Below are 15482 nucleotides of genomic sequence, written 5' to 3' on the forward strand. Positions count from 1 at the left end.
GGTCTTCAATTTTTAAGGATACAATCGGTGTAGATAAGGATTCATGCAAGATTGCATTTAAAAAAGAAATCAGTAATTCCTCTTGTCCTTGTACACCAAATAATTGCTTGAAAGCAAAATCGACTCGTAAATTGACTAGAGGTTGATTCATAGAGTGAGTCACCTTTCTTTGTGTGGATTCTATCTCTATTGTAGCGGATACGGAAGAGAGGACGCAACCCTTGATGACTATAGGGTGGTGATTATTAGTTCTCCGAAAATGCGATACGTGAAATTATTTGTATTGCCGCTTAAACATGCATATAACCCTGCATAATCAGCTTGTTTTTTCTTAATTACGTTAAACGCTTTTATTACCTTATTTTTAGCCTTTAACATTTTTTACATAGAAATGGATTCTCTTGGGCGTCTTCTTTCGTTAAAAATAAATCTGAGCAGTCGTTTTTTTAATTCTTTATAAAAAATAGACGGTTCATCTGTTTTTCAGAACATAATGCATACATAGTGACCTATCTGGATTAAAGATGAATCACCAAATGAGACGAACCATAGTTCGCCGCTCGATGTTTCAACTCTTCATACGTGTATAACTTTTGCTTATCAAATAATTTCGGATGTTTCTTTCTATAGTATCCAAACAATTCTTCTCCATTTTTCCGTATACGATACCGACGCGCTTGTCTGATTGCACCTGGTATTTCTTCAGGAACAAACTGTCCCAGTATTTGTAATGCTTGTGAAGAAGGGATTTCTTCCACTGTTAAATAGACATAGATAAAGATAAGTTTCTTTTATTGTTATATAATTGCAATGTACATTTCCGCTCATAGAAGAATACCCCTCCTCGATCATTATTTTTATCCGCACATGACCAGACAAATAAACGAAACTATCTGTTTAGCCTAGCAGTATCTGCAGCGTTTGTTTCACTTTTTCATCGTCCACTCGATAAAATACTTCTAATCCTTTTCGCTCATATGCCACTGCTTTATGCGATTTTAACTTACCAAGATGTTGCGAAATAGTGGATTGGGGTAGGTCGAAATACCGTTGTAATTCTGTAACATTTAAAGCTTTTTTCTCTAACAAATGATGGACCATTTGGAGACGAACAGGGTGTGCTAATACCTTGAGCATTTCTGAAATACGTTCTAAATCATTTCGCTCTGTGTGAAAAACATTGTTCATGCTCTTTTTTCTCCTCCATTCTTTTTTGACAAGATTTTCATATTTTTCGGTTCTATCATGAACAGCTCCCAAACTATCTTGCACCGTTCTCTTTTTCGATTTATACTAAGATTCACATAACAACAATCATACGAGGTGCCTGATGAATAAAACAGAATTAATTCAAAAAGTAGCAATACAAACAGGACTAAAAAGGACACAAGCCAGTCTTGCGGTAGATAGCGTATTCGCATCCATTCGAGAAACTCTACAAAACGGAGACAATGTACAATTAATCGGGTTCGGTTCATTCGAAGTGCGAGAGCGTGCTGCACGAGAAGGACGCAATCCACAAACTGGAGAATCCATAACCATTCCTGCCAGAAAAGTACCTGCTTTTAAAGCTGGAAAAGCATTAAAAGAAGCTGTAAACAACTAAATATGTATCTGGCTATCATTCTACAGAAGCATGAAATCATCCAGATTCATGCTTCTGTTTCTTTTATAATCGGATTGTCGAAATAGCATGTTTATACACGAGTTGTTGTTTCCCTTCCACTTCTAACAAAATCGAATATAAATCATACCCTGTTATCGTTCCTTTGATATGAAATCCATTTATCAAAATCATTGTCATGTTCTTTTTTCTTTGTACTGCTTCTTGTAGTACTTGTTCCTGAAAGGATACCATATCTTTTGTTCTTTTCTCTTGTAGTAATTGTGATTTTCTTTCCAACGATTTCTTCCCCCTTCTTCTTAGGATTTTACAAGATATGGTTCTAATTCCTGTATAAGCTGTTTTGCTCCTCCTGGACTCAAGGTCAACTTTCCATCTTCCCAGCTTAATATGCTGGGAAGATACTTCTCCCGTAATGGAACAAACGTCATATCCCTTATATTTCTGCAGAATAATCTCTTCTCCCTCTACACAGATTTCTACCCAGTCTTTTTTCTCTATTTCCAGTAACCTTCTTGTTTCTCTCAGTATGACAATTCTCCCTAAATGGTCTATTTTTCGTAAGATTCTTGTTTACTTCAAATGATATTCTCTCCTCGTTTTCCTATTTATAAAATTCACTCATTTATTTCTCTTGTTTTTCTATAACCAATTGTACACGAAATATTTTTTCTTTCACTTTTAATAGATGACTGATCAATTCTTCAGAGCTGTGGCCCACCCCTGTATGGGTGCAGCTGCTAGTATACGATGTACCACTTCTGAATCTGTATCACAAAGAGAATGTTGTTCTACTAACAGCACAGGTGCCAGTTATTTTCTTGTTTGATGATGAAAGCTAGAAGCAGTTCGATTTTTTCACGCATTTCTTCTTGCATTACTCACTGTGCTTCCATTTTCTTACTTTTATATATCGTAAATCACGAATTATTCTCTACGTATATCATCTTATTTATAGACTATCACATTCTTACCATATACACCTAAGAAAAATGAATATTCTATCTTCTTCCAAACTCATTTTCTCATTTCCGATACCATTTGACCCTTTTACATGCAAAGTACATCTTTACTTCTCCATACGGTATCCACATACCACATGCATAAATCCTTTCCCTCACATTATCTAGCAGCATATATACCTGCTAAGACACTTATAAAACATCCGCTTTATTTGTTAATTTTTTTGTAAAACTAAGCCTATAGTTCTTCATAATTTGTAAAATTGATTGCTACATATCAATACCTTTTATAAGTTTAACATTTTGTATCTTTTGCAAAACTCGTTTTCAATAATAAAGTTTTACATTTAATAATCTAGAATCATTTCATTGTCCTCTTTTTTCTAACGTTATTTAAGATTTTGATTTCCATATTTATCAATTTTTATATGATTAGATTATTCAAAATGTTCTAAATGAAGTATTAGTATGGACGTTATATTACAAGATATTTTGCAGGTTTTTGATAAGATTTTAGATAAGTATATGCAGGATTAGAAGATCCTTTCATGCATTCAGAATTGAAAAATTCCCATCCTCAATTAGATTCAACAGTGGATGAATTACAAATTGCATTTTGTGACTTGCCAGAGAAGGTACAATCTAGATTATTAAGCCTAGATATATCATTACTTCTTAGTGCAAGTACCGATTCAGAATTATATAACTTAAGAGCATTTATTCACCAAAACAACCTTTCTTCCAAATTCAGAACATTTTTAACTATTCTAGGACATGAAGGTAAACTTGCTCAACAATTTATAAATCAAGAAAAGATGGATAAATATGATTATTTACCAGTGAAAGATTTCTCTTATGACAAGTTACTTAAACTATAATTATTAATATAAAAATTTTCAATAAACTACGAGGAGTGTTAATGATGCATTTTTCAAAAGACTTCAATTACCATCATGAAGGGGATTATTTATACGCCGTCGAGTATTATCAATTCCGTCAAGCTAGTACACTAAATACATTCAAAATCGAATTATTATGTTTTGATACTTCTTATGCATTTCATTGAATTTGAGATAATGAATCAATCCCAAAAGAATACCGTTTTGTTGCGATTAATGATTATGAAATTAATGAAGAGTTTAATTTAGGTCTTATAGATTTTAAGTCCAAACAGGCTGTACTACAACGAGCAATTGATATCGCTATTGCAATTGCAAAAAAATATTGCCAAAGACCATCTTATTTATAAATTATGCAGATGGAAATAATGGATATCCTACCAGAGAGCCAAGGGGCATTCAAGGAATTAGTGTAAAACGTATGTATTTTCACCACAAGTTAGGATATACTGTGAAATGAAGAGCAATCTGTAAGGGTTAGTTGCTAGATATAGTGAGTTTACGCAGAGAAAAGATACAGTCACGGATTATCGTGGCTGTATCTTTTTTTGAGGATTGTTCCCACAACACATTCTATACATATAGGCTTTTCTTTTTGTGCGGTAGAAGCTATTTTGATATGATATATACGTACAAACACTTGCAAAATCACAAACACAACAAAGACAATCTGGCATAACTGTCTTTGTTGTGTTTCATCGTAAAAAGAGACGGTCCAAAGACCGCCTCTTTTATGCTTGCTCTATGATTTTCTTTACTTCTTCAATCGTGAGTTCACTGGCTTGTGCAATGGTTTCCATTGGGACTTGTAATCGATGCATACCGAGAATCATTTGACATTTTCCCTGTTGGACGCCTTTTTCAAGCCCTTTTTGAATTCCCTCTTGGATCCCTTCTTCTTTTCCTTTATTTAATGCATGTGCGATGCCTGCCGCTTCATCCATTAGAATCTTTTCCCGCGCCTCATACGCTTGACGGAATGAAGCATCCTGACTCATATGTTCCCATTTATCCATCGCCTTTTGTAACATTGAATCTTGGTTCACTGCAATCGCCTCCAAAATTTGTGTTAGGTGTTCATCTTTATTCGCAGGAAGTAATAGTAACCATCGTACAAAAGAATCTTACCACGGATTGGCCATGGATTTCCTCTCCCTGCCTACTACTTTCTTTTCATTGTACCGAAAAAAGGCGAAAACATGCAAACAATAGATTAGATAACGACCATCAAAAGGCTGTTCGCACTTCATATCGTTTAGACAGGATTGTAGAAGACTCCATCGATGTCCTTTTAGGAACGTCAATCGAAGTCATGCGTGCCTATCAAAAACAAATTAAGGAACTGGAGAAATCTATTAAAAGAATCATGGCTGGATTAACTCAAACATTAGAATCCATCCCAGGAATCGGTCCTGTATTCGCCGCTGGTATTATCACTGAAATTGGTCAAATCGAAAGATTTGATGATGAAACTAAGATTGCAAAATATGCCGGATTATATTGGCGTAAGCATCAACCTGGCCGATTCACTGCTGAAAACACTTCATTATCTCGTAATGGAAATCACTACTTACGCTATTACTTAGTTGAAGCCGCCAACTCGGTAAGGAAGTATGTATCAGATTATCAAGAGTATTACATGAAAAAATATAATGAAGTACCGAAACATCAACACAAACGTGCACTCGTCCTAACAGTAAGAAAACTTGTGCGATTGGTGGATGCGCTACTACGTAGTCACCAACTCTTTACGCCAAAAAGGTGCGTGAAAGTGTGACATAAAATTTGTCATCGCTACCTTTCTTTGTTTCCGGCATTTTACATACATTGCTGATTTAGTTTCCTGATATCTTTTTTTAGTAAATTGCCCTTCGATAACTTCAAATGTTTTTATTTTTTATTTGACATACTACCGTAGGTCTTATATAGAATAATTTATCTCTATACTGTGTTCCAGTTTTACTGTACCACCTCATCTATAATCTTTGTAGATATAGATATTTCTCCGAAAGATTGCTAACACACGGAAGTTACGAATTAGTAGAAAAGTGTCTACGAATTAGTATCCGCTTGCGTATGGTGTATGGATGATATATTATAGATGCAGATATATTTATTTCACGTTTTATGGAGGAATTTCAAATATGACGAAACCAGCTACTACATATGTAATTGGAAATTTTAAAGGAGGAGTTGGAAAAACGAAAACAGCCACCATGTTAGCTTATGAAACAGCTACTGTATATGATGAAAAATGTTTATTAGTAGATATGGATCCTCAAGGGAATGCGACAAGGATACTTGCAAAAACCGGAAACATTCAACAAATACATACGTCTATTACAGATGGATTTGTAAATCAAAATTTAGAGAATGAAATTATTCCCGTCATTAAAAATTTGGATATTATTCCGTCGAATACTTCCTTTCGGCAACTATCAAAAATATTATTTGATTTGTTCCCTGAAGATGAATTTTCACAAATTACATATTTGAAAACATTACTAGAACCATTAAAAAGTAAGTATGATCGTATTTATATCGATGTCCCCCCTACCATTAGCGATTACTCTGATAATGCAATGATGGCAGCCGATTATTGTATTATTGTGTTACAAACGCAAGAATTATCTTTAGAAGGAGCTCGAACCTATATTGCTTATATGCAATTTTTAGCAGAAACTTATCATGCCAATCTACAAGTTTTAGGTATTATCCCAATGATGTTACACCAAGGGAAACGAGTCGACAATAAAGTGTTACAACAAGCGCAGGAAATGTATGGTGGGAACGTTCTACAGACCATCGTTAGATATCAAGAACGTTTAAAAGTATATGATATTGAAGGCATTCATAAGACGAGGAATGGTAATGGAACAATTGATATGTGGGATGAAAAAGCGCACCAACTGTTCATTGATGTACTACAGGAGCTGCATGAGCACGAACATTATTTTGCGACTATTCACGCATAGAAAGGAGATTTCTCATGTCTCATATATCATTTCAACCCATTATCTCACAACCAAATAAAAATACATTACACGATAAAGAAGTGAAAATAAAAGGAACAAACGATTTTGGACGAAATAATACCTCTGGTAAGAAAAAAAGTATAGAACCTATTATTATGAATGAAAAAACACCCATTGTTGAAAAAATAGATTTTCGTTTAATTCCCACTAAAACTGCTAAAATTTCACCTGCAGTTTTGTTAAAGTTAAACACTCTGAAACCATTTATTAAGGAACAAGAAAGTATGGAAAAAACATCTATTAACAATATCATTGATATGCTTATCGAAAGTTATATACACACAAAATTATCTCCACGACAATCCGAAGGGTATAAAGGTATGTATGCACATCTTTATGAAATGCTGTATAAAAAATAAATAATGCTGATTTTATTGTCACCCACATATATGAAGAGCGATGCAGGTGTGACTATCTATGTTGAATTCATCTCCCTTTGGTGACAGATTTGTTGCCGAAATTGGTATTGAAATGAGACGATTTTCCATTCAAGCCCATATTCTATGTATAAACTCATCATTCTTTCTATAAAAGCATTAAAATTATCTGGTGCATCCTAAATCAATAATCTGTATTTATTATGTAAACTTTCTTAGGTGAAAGCAACATTGCTATCAAGATAAGAAAGAATAGGGTATTTTTGTATCTGGATGAGCACCCAATGCACTGGAACTTCTTTAACTCAATTAAATAGATATTTAGACGTACACATTATTCCTGAGCGGATGAATCAATAATTTAATCAGTGGACCGTCTAACTTTAGGGATTCAAAAACACCCCTTTACTTGAAATTTTTGGCGGTTTTATTTTTTCTAAACCAGCAATATTTATTAAATCGTACCGTAGAGCTTTTCCAATTCATAATACTTAAAGTAACTAAGAGTTATTAAGTAATTTATTTTAGTATAAAACATACATACACTGCATATATTGTTAGTGCATCTAGAGAACTTCCTTAAAGAATATCCCTTCAATTGAAGGGATATTCTTTTATTTCATATCTCATGTCGTATGTGATCAACCTTAAAATTCCATTAAAGATTGATCACAAAGACCAGCAATGTTTTGTTGAACATTATATAACTACAATCACATACTAACTGAGGTGGTACAGTAAAACTGGAACACAGTCTAGAGATAAATTATTCTATATAAGGTGTTTCAGATGAAAAAATAGTATGATGAAACGTAAAAAAACAATGTGTTGAATTGGTAATCAAAGAAGGGCATACAATCTCCAGTATTCAAAGAGAATTTAATCTAGGACATGGGACTCTTAATTCATGGATAAAAAAATATTCTTCTCCACTTTTAGATAGTAAGGGAACTGATATGGCAGAACTACGTTCTTTACGAAGAGAAATCCAGGCATTAAAAAAGGAAGCAACCTTCTTTGCCAAAAACCAAAACTAACACGTTTTCAGTTTATTAAACACAATCACCACATATTTGGAGTGCGCTGACTTTGCTATCGATTACAAGTGTCTGTTGGTGGTTTCTACAACTATTTTCATCGTAAAGCCACTGAAGGTCAGAAAAAACGTAAAAAGACAGCGGCTTATATTATCATGCAATTTAAATGTTTAAAGGATAGAATGGGATATCGAAAACTGTACCGTTATCTTATAAATAGAGATGTTAGGGTGAGCTTATCTCAAGTAAGACAAGCTTTATGTCGAGCTGGATTAAAGTCAAAAGTTGTCACGTATTATAAAAAAAGAAAGCAAGACCATCCTATATTTCCAAATGTACGTGAGCGTTCCTTTAAACCTGGTAAGAAAGACGTTCCAACAGTTATATGTGATAACAGAATTTCGTTTAGTAAATGGATTGAAAGTATATTTTTGTGCTGCATTAGATATTAGCACCCGGCGGGTGCTTGTTTATTCTTTGGATACTCATCAAGAGGCGCAACTAGTAAAGGATACAATTCAGCAAATTAGAAATGTTTTATGGAAGTCACAAAAAGATTGTATTTCATAGTGATCAAAGATCACAGTTTACGAGTTATACGGTTACTGATTTTTGTAAGCAACAATAGATCCAACACAGTATGTCCCGCAAAGGGAACTGTTAGGATAATGCTGTGATCGAATCATTTTTCAGTATCTTTAAACGTGAATGTTTGCATGGTGAAAAACTGATTTCTCTCGCTCAAGTAACGCAGTTAGTAGTTGAATGTATTTATATGTATTATCATTCCATTCGTCCGCACTCATCATTAAATGGACTGACTCCGTATCAGTATTCAAAATCCATTGCGTAATCTATTCCATGTTCCAGTTTTTCTTAACCAGGTCGTTTAGATTGAATCAATGCTTGAATATCCTCAATATTAGCATTGAGAATTAAAGCTTCTTTTGCTTTTACTTGTCCTCTATTAATATTTATCAACTGCTTATCAATTGAAGCAATTATTCTTTCCCTATCATATACTACAGTCCCCTCCATAGAATCATATTTTGGGCTCGTCAAAGCCTTCACTCCTGACATGGGTAACTGAAGAGTTAATACTGTTATTATTAAAGCTTTGTTTACTGATTCCACTTTTTCTATCCTTTCAATTCACTTAGATATCATCCGAATATTTTGATTAATAAAACCAAAAAATTAAATAGATTGCGCAGTATATAATTAGTTAAGGAATATTCTTACCTTCATCAAAACAAATAATGATACTTAAAAGATAAAGAACCGGAACAGTTTCTGTTTCATGACATTATATATGTATTTTGTCAGTATAAGTTAAAGTGTGATTGTTTGCAACATACATAACCAATGGGAATAATCCCTAGATTAAGACTAGGGATTATTGAGTAGATTAGATACATTTAAAGAAACAGTTAGAGAGATACACACACAGAATGATTGAATCTCAATCGTTATTTTAACATTGTAGATGTATATATACACGAATAAACTTGTCTAAAAAATGGACATTTTTGATATTGAAACTAGTTTAAATGATAGGCAGTATGGGTAAGTCCTAAAAATCCATTTCAAGTTTCTCATTTTTTGTAAGAAAACCTGTAATTATGTATTAGATATCAAAAAAGTTCAGATAGCCTGTTCTGTTCAGAAAAAAATAAGACCATTTGCAACTTTATTCTAATCTGTTTCAATAAAATACCGCGTCCATAGTCATGAAAGTCCAAGTTTTTATAAAATTACATTTCAAGCTAAACATATAGGATATTACTATCTAAACGTTCATGCATGTGAGGGAGAAGATGATTGTAAGCTAATAGTTCACAGACCAAAACCCATAACGGGTATGCCTTAATAGAGATAAGAATAAATTTCTTAATACGTGGAAGCACTGGGATGTCAATTGCAATTGCAGTCTTAACCTGTAAAAGTGATAAGATGTTTTGCTAGTATTTATTTTATTTGCCCCTTTGGGGCTTTTTATATGAAAATCAACATTAAATACACTTGAAATAGCACCCAAAATATACTAGAAAGTTTATTTTAAATAAATTCGATATTGCACGAGGGGACTGAAACCTGTATTCGGTATTCTTTTTTTCTAACTAAGCTGAGTAGTTATCATTTTTGAATATATATGAGAACCTGTCTAAAATCTTTGCTATAATATAGACAAAAAAGGAGGTTTCCTATGATACACAATTATACAAATAATATAACCCGTGAACAGTTTGAACTGATTCGTAAAGATTTAGAAAACGCACGTAAAAAGACGCGTTCTCGTACAGTCGATTTGTACGAAGCATTCTGCGGCGTACTGTACCTACTTACAACAGGATGCCAATGGCGCAACCTACCGAGTGATTTTCCACATTGGAAAACCGTGTATGCCTACTATCAAATTTGGCGGAAAGTAGACGAGAATAGCACAAGTCTTCTCGAAAAAGTGCATAAAAAAATTGGCCGAAACCTATCGTGAACAAGATGGGCGTGAAAAGCAGACCAGTTTCTGCATCGTAGATGCACAAAGCGTAAAAAACACATGGATAGCTGGTGAAAAAGGCTATGATGCTGGAAAGAAAGTGTCAGGAATCAAACGACATATCGCTGTAGACACCAATGGGCTTATTCATGCTATAGAAGTCACAACTGCGAATATAACGGACCGAGAGGGCGCTATCCAAATGTACAAACGCCATACTGAAATATTGGATAAAGTGACAAATATACTTTGTGATGGTGGATACACTGGCCCATCATTTGCACAATCGATAAAAGAGGCGATTGATGGTTCGGTTAAAATCATCAATCGCACTGAACTTCACAAATTGGCCTTGTTACCAAAATGCTGGATTGTGGAGCGAACTTTTGCTTGGTTGGAAAATTATCGAAGGCTGTGGAAGAACTGTGAACGAACACTTGAAAATAGTAGACAGAGTTGCTTATTGGCAGGTGTGGCGATTTTATTAAAAAGATTTTAGACAGGTTCTGAGTTGTATTATACCACTATATAGCAGGATTCGTTGTAAGTGACATGGATGTAACAATGTTAACTCCGTCTATTCATGCTGAAGGGAATACTTCTCAAAATAATAAAATAGCTGGAATGAAACAAAAATAAGAATGCACCAATACCTTAGTGATTAGAAAAATCGGTGGCAATAATATCAGTAACTCTTTACAAATTAGCTTACCAACTTCAAATCATGGTGTTAACACCAACAATGGTACTTTTGTTTATCAAGATGAATTAAAACTAGCAGATTTAGCAATACAAATAACGAAAGAAGGCGTCCGATCTTTCATTCACATAAAAACAATTTAGCACTAACAGAGTAGGAATTTACAGTCCCTATGCCAAATGTCTGGAAATTAATTACCTTTGCAGAATATATGGGCGGAGAACAAGATACAGGTGATGTATTTATAGTTGATGAGCAGAACACGATTCAAAGTATTTTTATGTTTAGTTAGATAAAGGATGAAATGGAAAAACAATTTCTACACATTATAAAATAATCGGGGATAAATTAATTCAGATTGTGGAATTCAATGGAAACACTGTATTTCCATTGAATGGAATGATTACAGATAAATGATTAATTGTATTACAACGTTAGTAATGGCAAATGAGTTATTGACAATGATACAGCAGCAAATACGCATTAGATTATAACAGTTTGATTATATATTTTTGTTTTTTGATATAGTGAGTTAGAAAGTAGATGAGGGTGTTGGAAACAGGAAAAAACTTAATTAGTGTCATAACGTTAGCGAGTATTATAGCCGCATTTCCTACAACAATGTTCGCTGCAAATCATTCTGATCCTGTAACAAAAAACAGAGAAAAATCGCAATATAACACCCCCTATTATGTAAAAGATAAACAATTACCTCATAAAAGCGGAGTAACGTTTGAGTCTTGGATTTTAGATGATTATATTCTATTTTTATTATCCGTTGGAAAATAAAAATAGAATATATGGGTTCATCAAATCTACTCAAGCTAGTAAAACCGAAGAACAATATTGTGGCCCTGATGAAATGCTGAGTTCTGTTTATTTAAGTAATGATGATAGAACAGTTCATAAAATCTATGGATCATCAAAAGATAATTCGATAGGAATAGGGTCTTTTATCAAAGTCAAATAGGATTAATGACCAAAGAACTTTGGAAATATAAAGGAGCCACTACTGAAAAATCTTGGCTGTAGCAATCTACATTTTTAGAGAAAACTAGGCATAACGTTTTTAAATCATAGATAAACGCCTTTTGAAACGATTTTGGCAAGTGAATAAGTAGGATTGGGTGCAAAAAACATAGAATATGAAAATAGACGATTCTGTTGCAAAGCTTGAAAAAATAAAAATTTGTTTACAAAATACAATTATAGTTTAAGTGCAGTGAACCCTATCAAGTAGACCGTTTTTAAAAGACGCAATTAAGTAACCTGAGTGCTATATTTATATGGACTTAAGCTATTTAATTTCCTTTGAAATCTTGATGATTATAAAAATATATATTTGCGCATGACAAGTTTAGCCTCATGCACTTTACGGAAGGAAATTAAATGAAAACACTCTATCTTAAAATGACTAAAGAAGTTTTCCATACCATCATTATACCAAAACTCCCCTGTTCAAGACATACTTGCCTTCATCTGATATTTTGTAAGTAATTGATTATATTGACGAGGTATATACTTAGATTATTGATCACTATGTAAGAGAATTCTCACTACACTTCGTTTTTTCGACTGGTTTCATAGATAATAATTTCATTATTGTACAAATCTATAATACTTGCTAAATACAACCAATCTTCCTTTGTATGAAGGTACGTGAGATTTAACATCCGTACTGGATTCGGTTTATTGGTTACAAAATATTTTAATTTAACAAGTTTGCCTATACATTGTAAGGTTGGTTCTATTGGTTGTTGCTTTATATTTCCGCACTGTAATAGAGCGAAGGTCTTCTTGTTGCATCAAATATGCGGCTGTTTTTTGTGAAACACAAACACCTTATTTTTGCAATTCCTTTGTAACTTTAGGACTTCCATAAATTTGATTCGATTGTAAATATTCATTTCGGATTTGTTCGATTAGCTGTTCCTTTCCGTTTCTCTGTAAGCTGATAGGGCGCTTTAACCCTGCATAATAACCACTACATGATACACCGAAGACTTGAAACATCTTCACTATACGAAATTCACCTCTATGATCCACAATGAATGTGTAGATTAATTCTGGTCTTTACTGAAGGTGCCAAACCCCTTTTTTAAAATAGCCAATTCCTCCTTGAGTTCACGGTTACGTCGCTTTAAAGTGAGAAAATCTTGATTTTTTGATTTGATGTTCCCAAATCCGATAAAGCCGGTTTCCTTACTTTGTTTATATTCATTACACCAACGGTGTGATGTTTTATAAAATTTCTAAATTGCTTGCGGTGTGAGCAATTGTTTGGCCCTTTTCCTTACAAAGTTGAACAGCTTGTTTTTTTATAATCTACATCCTATAGTTTTTTCTGTACAAGACACCTTGTCCCTGTTTATTTGTTTTTAGTATAAACTCTCTGCTCCATGTGTCTATTAGTTAGACTAGCATCAGTTTTGTGGCATGATAAGAAGCTGCGTTTGATAACTGTTGATGGAGATAAAGACTATCCTGTTGCGATATGTGAACTAAAGGAAGACAAATGTATACCAAACGTTATATCAATTCGTGTGAAAAATATGTAAACAATAGTAGGAATCAAGACCACCAGTTTATCAAAACACGGATTCGGAATATGCTTGGATTGAAATCCTTGCAAACAGCTACAACAATGATTGTTGGAATAGAAGCTTTGCATTTAATCAAAAAAGAACAAACTTTCCAAGAACAGAAGTCTGTCCAAAAGCAGATATATTTTATTCATGAACTCTTGGTTTAACAGCATAAATTTCAATTCCGTTAGGAATCTTTTTCTTTTTTTCATATCCCACTGTTTTTGCACCAGAGCCCTTTAATTTGAATAGCTTTTCTTTTCCTCTTTTCATCACGCACCTTTTTGGGAAGTGATATCAATATAGACAAGTTCTAAAAATCATTTTTTGTACCTAAACGATTATTAAACACCTTATGCAAATTCTTTCTATGCTATTTTTAAAAGGTGAGCTACTTTCAAAAACTTTGCAATAGAAATTTTCCCAAAATTCATTTCCATATTTTCAGTATAAAATAAGAGGATTTTATACATGATAATTTTAAAGAAAAATCAAATACATGGAATAAAAGCTTTACAACAACATAAGCAAACATATTGTATTTAATTATTTTAACTTTACTTATATTTTAAAAATTAACCAAGGAGTGTAGGTGAGTACTGTATGAGATATATGAAACTATCTTATAAATTCTATGCAAAGATGGATTCGGAATCCTCAAGATTTATCCATAATAAAGAAACTTCTACCTTAACTGCTGATCTCACAAAAAATATACAAATCATCCAGAATGAATTTCAAAAAAACCCATACTTTATGACGAAATACACTAAAGTATTGGATAAAGAGATGGCCCTTCTCTATTTTCAAGGATTATCTGATATAGAAAAAATGCAAGATTATATCTTGCACTTGACTGCACCAGATCAACCAATATTTTTTGATTCATCATCTCCTTTTGAACTGTTGAAACAGATTATAATTCCGGCAGAAGAGATTAAGCATACCTCATATATCCATGATATTGTCAATGCGATTCTTTCTGGAAAAACAGTTTTTCTGTTCGAAAATCATGAACAAGCTTTGATTGTTAGTACAGGGAATACTATCGAACGAAGCATCTCAGATCCACCTTCTCAAAACGTAATTAGAGGGCCACGAGATGGATTTACAGAATCCTTACAGACCAATGCAATACTCATTTTTCAACGAATAAAAAATCCTAAGTTACGTATCCAACAAAAAACAATAGGTACACTTACAAATACCAATATTGAAATTATATATATACAAGACCTTGTTGACAAAACAATTCTAAACATCCTTATACAGAGAATTGAAAATATTAAATTAGAAGGAATTTTAGAGAGCTCCTATCTTGAATCCTATTTATTAGATCCTGGATATTCACCATTTCCCACTATCTATCATACAGAACGCCCTGATATTGTCGCAGCTGCTCTATTAAATGGTCGTATTGCGATTCTCGTTGATAAAACACCTTTTGTGCTAATTGTCCCATCATTATTCCAACATTTTTTACAATCCAATGAAGATGAGTATCAATCTGTATATTTTTCATCCTTCATACGTTTATTACGCTATATTTCTTTTTGGACAAGTATGACATTGCCAAGTTTGTTTATTGCAGTGACTTGTTTTCATCAAGAAATTATTCCAACACCACTTCTGATGAATTTATCTGCTCAGAGAAGTGCTGTTCCCTTTCCTCCTATCATTGAAATGCTTCTCATGGAAATTACCTTTGAGGTATTTCGTGAAGCTGCGTTACGATTACCTAGACTAGTAGCAAATTCCATTTCCAT

At 33.3% G+C, this 15482-nt stretch carries 17 protein-coding genes and 5 pseudogenes; 13 read left to right on the forward strand and 9 right to left on the reverse strand.

Annotated elements, in window-relative coordinates; genetic code table 11:
• The 3 genes and pseudogenes from ACQRBL_RS29705 to ACQRBL_RS29715 all read right to left on the reverse strand — a co-directional run.
• Positions 1 to 151: PD-(D/E)XK nuclease family transposase (locus ACQRBL_RS29705; RefSeq protein ID WP_427736179.1), on the reverse strand; the 151-nt coding region annotated here is incomplete at its 3' end.
• Between the two features lie 367 nt (positions 152 to 518).
• Positions 519 to 828 (reverse strand): annotated as a pseudogene (locus tag ACQRBL_RS29710) (hypothetical protein).
• Positions 829 to 897: 69 nt separating this feature from the next.
• Positions 898 to 1188, reverse strand: coding sequence for an ArsR/SmtB family transcription factor (locus ACQRBL_RS29715; protein WP_043924963.1), 291 nt, complete (start codon positions 1186 to 1188; stop codon positions 898 to 900).
• 142 nt (positions 1189 to 1330) lie between these two features.
• Here ACQRBL_RS29715 and ACQRBL_RS29720 point away from each other — a divergent pair, with 142 nt between their 5' ends.
• Entirely contained in the window at positions 1331 to 1606 is a 276-nt protein-coding gene (locus tag ACQRBL_RS29720) for an HU family DNA-binding protein (protein ID WP_197230394.1), read from the forward strand.
• A 63-nt stretch (positions 1607 to 1669) separates the two neighbouring features.
• Here ACQRBL_RS29720 and hfq read toward each other — a convergent pair whose 3' ends face one another.
• Positions 1670 to 1903: an RNA chaperone Hfq gene (gene hfq, locus ACQRBL_RS29725; protein ID WP_023523833.1), complete on the reverse strand. Its 234-nt coding sequence runs from the start codon at positions 1901 to 1903 to the stop codon at positions 1670 to 1672.
• Positions 1904 to 1923: 20 nt separating this feature from the next.
• Positions 1924 to 2191: pseudogene (locus ACQRBL_RS29730) on the reverse strand (AbrB/MazE/SpoVT family DNA-binding domain-containing protein).
• A gap of 943 nt (positions 2192 to 3134) precedes the next feature.
• On the opposite strand from ACQRBL_RS29730, the gene ACQRBL_RS29735 reads away from it, so the two are divergent.
• Entirely contained in the window at positions 3135 to 3464 is a 330-nt protein-coding gene (locus ACQRBL_RS29735) for a hypothetical protein (protein WP_023523832.1), read from the forward strand.
• 44 nt (positions 3465 to 3508) lie between these two features.
• Positions 3509 to 3652: a hypothetical protein gene (locus ACQRBL_RS29740; RefSeq protein WP_372584476.1), complete on the forward strand. Its 144-nt coding sequence runs from the start codon at positions 3509 to 3511 to the stop codon at positions 3650 to 3652.
• Positions 3653 to 4216: 564 nt separating this feature from the next.
• Here the strand turns inward: ACQRBL_RS29740 and ACQRBL_RS29745 are convergent.
• Positions 4217 to 4627, reverse strand: a pseudogene (locus tag ACQRBL_RS29745) (Rpn family recombination-promoting nuclease/putative transposase); the annotation flags it as partial.
• Between the two features lie 86 nt (positions 4628 to 4713).
• On the opposite strand from ACQRBL_RS29745, the pseudogene ACQRBL_RS29750 reads away from it, so the two are divergent.
• From ACQRBL_RS29750 to ACQRBL_RS29770, 5 genes and pseudogenes are all read left to right on the forward strand, one after another.
• A pseudogene (locus ACQRBL_RS29750) lies at positions 4714 to 5262 on the forward strand (transposase); the annotation flags it as partial.
• A gap of 367 nt (positions 5263 to 5629) precedes the next feature.
• A complete protein-coding gene (locus ACQRBL_RS29755) occupies positions 5630 to 6460 on the forward strand; it encodes a ParA family protein (RefSeq protein ID WP_197230393.1) in 831 nt (276 codons plus the stop codon).
• A 14-nt stretch (positions 6461 to 6474) separates the two neighbouring features.
• Entirely contained in the window at positions 6475 to 6879 is a 405-nt protein-coding gene (locus tag ACQRBL_RS29760; RefSeq protein WP_023523828.1) for a hypothetical protein, read from the forward strand.
• A gap of 851 nt (positions 6880 to 7730) precedes the next feature.
• Entirely contained in the window at positions 7731 to 7934 is a 204-nt protein-coding gene (locus tag ACQRBL_RS29765) for a hypothetical protein (protein WP_241752557.1), read from the forward strand.
• A gap of 673 nt (positions 7935 to 8607) precedes the next feature.
• Positions 8608 to 8787 carry an IS3 family transposase gene (locus ACQRBL_RS29770; protein WP_080672502.1) on the forward strand — a complete coding sequence of 60 codons (180 nt, stop codon included), beginning with the start codon at positions 8608 to 8610 and terminating at the stop codon, positions 8785 to 8787.
• Positions 8788 to 8810: 23 nt separating this feature from the next.
• Here the strand turns inward: ACQRBL_RS29770 and ACQRBL_RS29775 are convergent, their stop codons facing one another.
• Entirely contained in the window at positions 8811 to 9068 is a 258-nt protein-coding gene (locus tag ACQRBL_RS29775) for a hypothetical protein (protein WP_327939518.1), read from the reverse strand.
• Positions 9069 to 10140: 1072 nt separating this feature from the next.
• Between ACQRBL_RS29775 and ACQRBL_RS29780 the strand changes: the two genes are divergently transcribed.
• The 3 genes from ACQRBL_RS29780 to ACQRBL_RS29790 all read left to right on the forward strand — a co-directional run bounded on the left by ACQRBL_RS29780 (position 10141) and on the right by ACQRBL_RS29790 (position 11920).
• Positions 10141 to 10930 (forward strand): IS5 family transposase gene (locus ACQRBL_RS29780; RefSeq protein ID WP_411996589.1). Its coding sequence is split into 2 segments (ribosomal slippage): positions 10141 to 10425 and positions 10427 to 10930, totalling 789 coding nucleotides; the frame shifts between segments, so codons are not numbered across the junction.
• Positions 10931 to 11088: 158 nt separating this feature from the next.
• Positions 11089 to 11274, forward strand: coding sequence for a hypothetical protein (locus ACQRBL_RS29785; RefSeq protein ID WP_242068191.1), 186 nt, complete (start codon positions 11089 to 11091; stop codon positions 11272 to 11274).
• A 409-nt stretch (positions 11275 to 11683) separates the two neighbouring features.
• Positions 11684 to 11920 carry a hypothetical protein gene (locus ACQRBL_RS29790; protein WP_242068190.1) on the forward strand — a complete coding sequence of 79 codons (237 nt, stop codon included), beginning with the start codon at positions 11684 to 11686 and terminating at the stop codon, positions 11918 to 11920.
• Positions 11921 to 12457: 537 nt separating this feature from the next.
• On the opposite strand, the gene ACQRBL_RS29795 is transcribed toward ACQRBL_RS29790, so the two are convergent.
• Together ACQRBL_RS29795 and ACQRBL_RS29800 are read right to left on the reverse strand one after the other, a co-directional pair.
• Positions 12458 to 12562 (reverse strand): IS3 family transposase, encoded by a 105-nt coding sequence (locus ACQRBL_RS29795; RefSeq protein WP_197230391.1) that lies wholly within the window; start codon positions 12560 to 12562, stop codon positions 12458 to 12460.
• 411 nt (positions 12563 to 12973) lie between these two features.
• On the reverse strand, positions 12974 to 13150 hold the full coding sequence (locus tag ACQRBL_RS29800; protein ID WP_197230390.1) for a transposase: 177 nt from the start codon (positions 13148 to 13150) through the stop codon (positions 12974 to 12976).
• A 425-nt stretch (positions 13151 to 13575) separates the two neighbouring features.
• On the opposite strand from ACQRBL_RS29800, the pseudogene ACQRBL_RS29805 reads away from it, so the two are divergent.
• Positions 13576 to 13891, forward strand: a pseudogene (locus ACQRBL_RS29805) (DDE-type integrase/transposase/recombinase); the annotation flags it as partial.
• A gap of 428 nt (positions 13892 to 14319) precedes the next feature.
• Positions 14320 to 15482 (forward strand): spore germination protein (locus tag ACQRBL_RS29810; RefSeq protein WP_427736177.1); only part of this gene is annotated, 1163 nt, incomplete at its 3' end.

The sequence above is a fragment of the Bacillus sp. AF62 genome (assembly GCF_050312695.1).
Classification (GTDB): domain Bacteria; phylum Bacillota; class Bacilli; order Bacillales; family Bacillaceae_G; genus Bacillus_A; species Bacillus_A cereus.

Excerpts from the sequence above, each read along its gene's own strand:
- ACQRBL_RS29795 (WP_197230391.1), bottom strand. The coding sequence starts at position 12,562 with ATGGAAAACTTCTTTAGTCATTTTAAGATAGAGTGTTTTCATTTAATT.
- ACQRBL_RS29740 (WP_372584476.1), top strand. The coding sequence starts at position 3,509 with ATGCATTTTTCAAAAGACTTCAATTACCATCATGAAGGGGATTATTTA.
- ACQRBL_RS29760 (WP_023523828.1), top strand. The coding sequence starts at position 6,475 with ATGTCTCATATATCATTTCAACCCATTATCTCACAACCAAATAAAAAT.
- ACQRBL_RS29720 (WP_197230394.1), top strand. The coding sequence starts at position 1,331 with ATGAATAAAACAGAATTAATTCAAAAAGTAGCAATACAAACAGGACTA.
- ACQRBL_RS29735 (WP_023523832.1), top strand. The coding sequence starts at position 3,135 with ATGCATTCAGAATTGAAAAATTCCCATCCTCAATTAGATTCAACAGTG.
- ACQRBL_RS29755 (WP_197230393.1), top strand. The coding sequence starts at position 5,630 with ATGACGAAACCAGCTACTACATATGTAATTGGAAATTTTAAAGGAGGA.
- ACQRBL_RS29715 (WP_043924963.1), bottom strand. The coding sequence starts at position 1,188 with ATGAACAATGTTTTTCACACAGAGCGAAATGATTTAGAACGTATTTCA.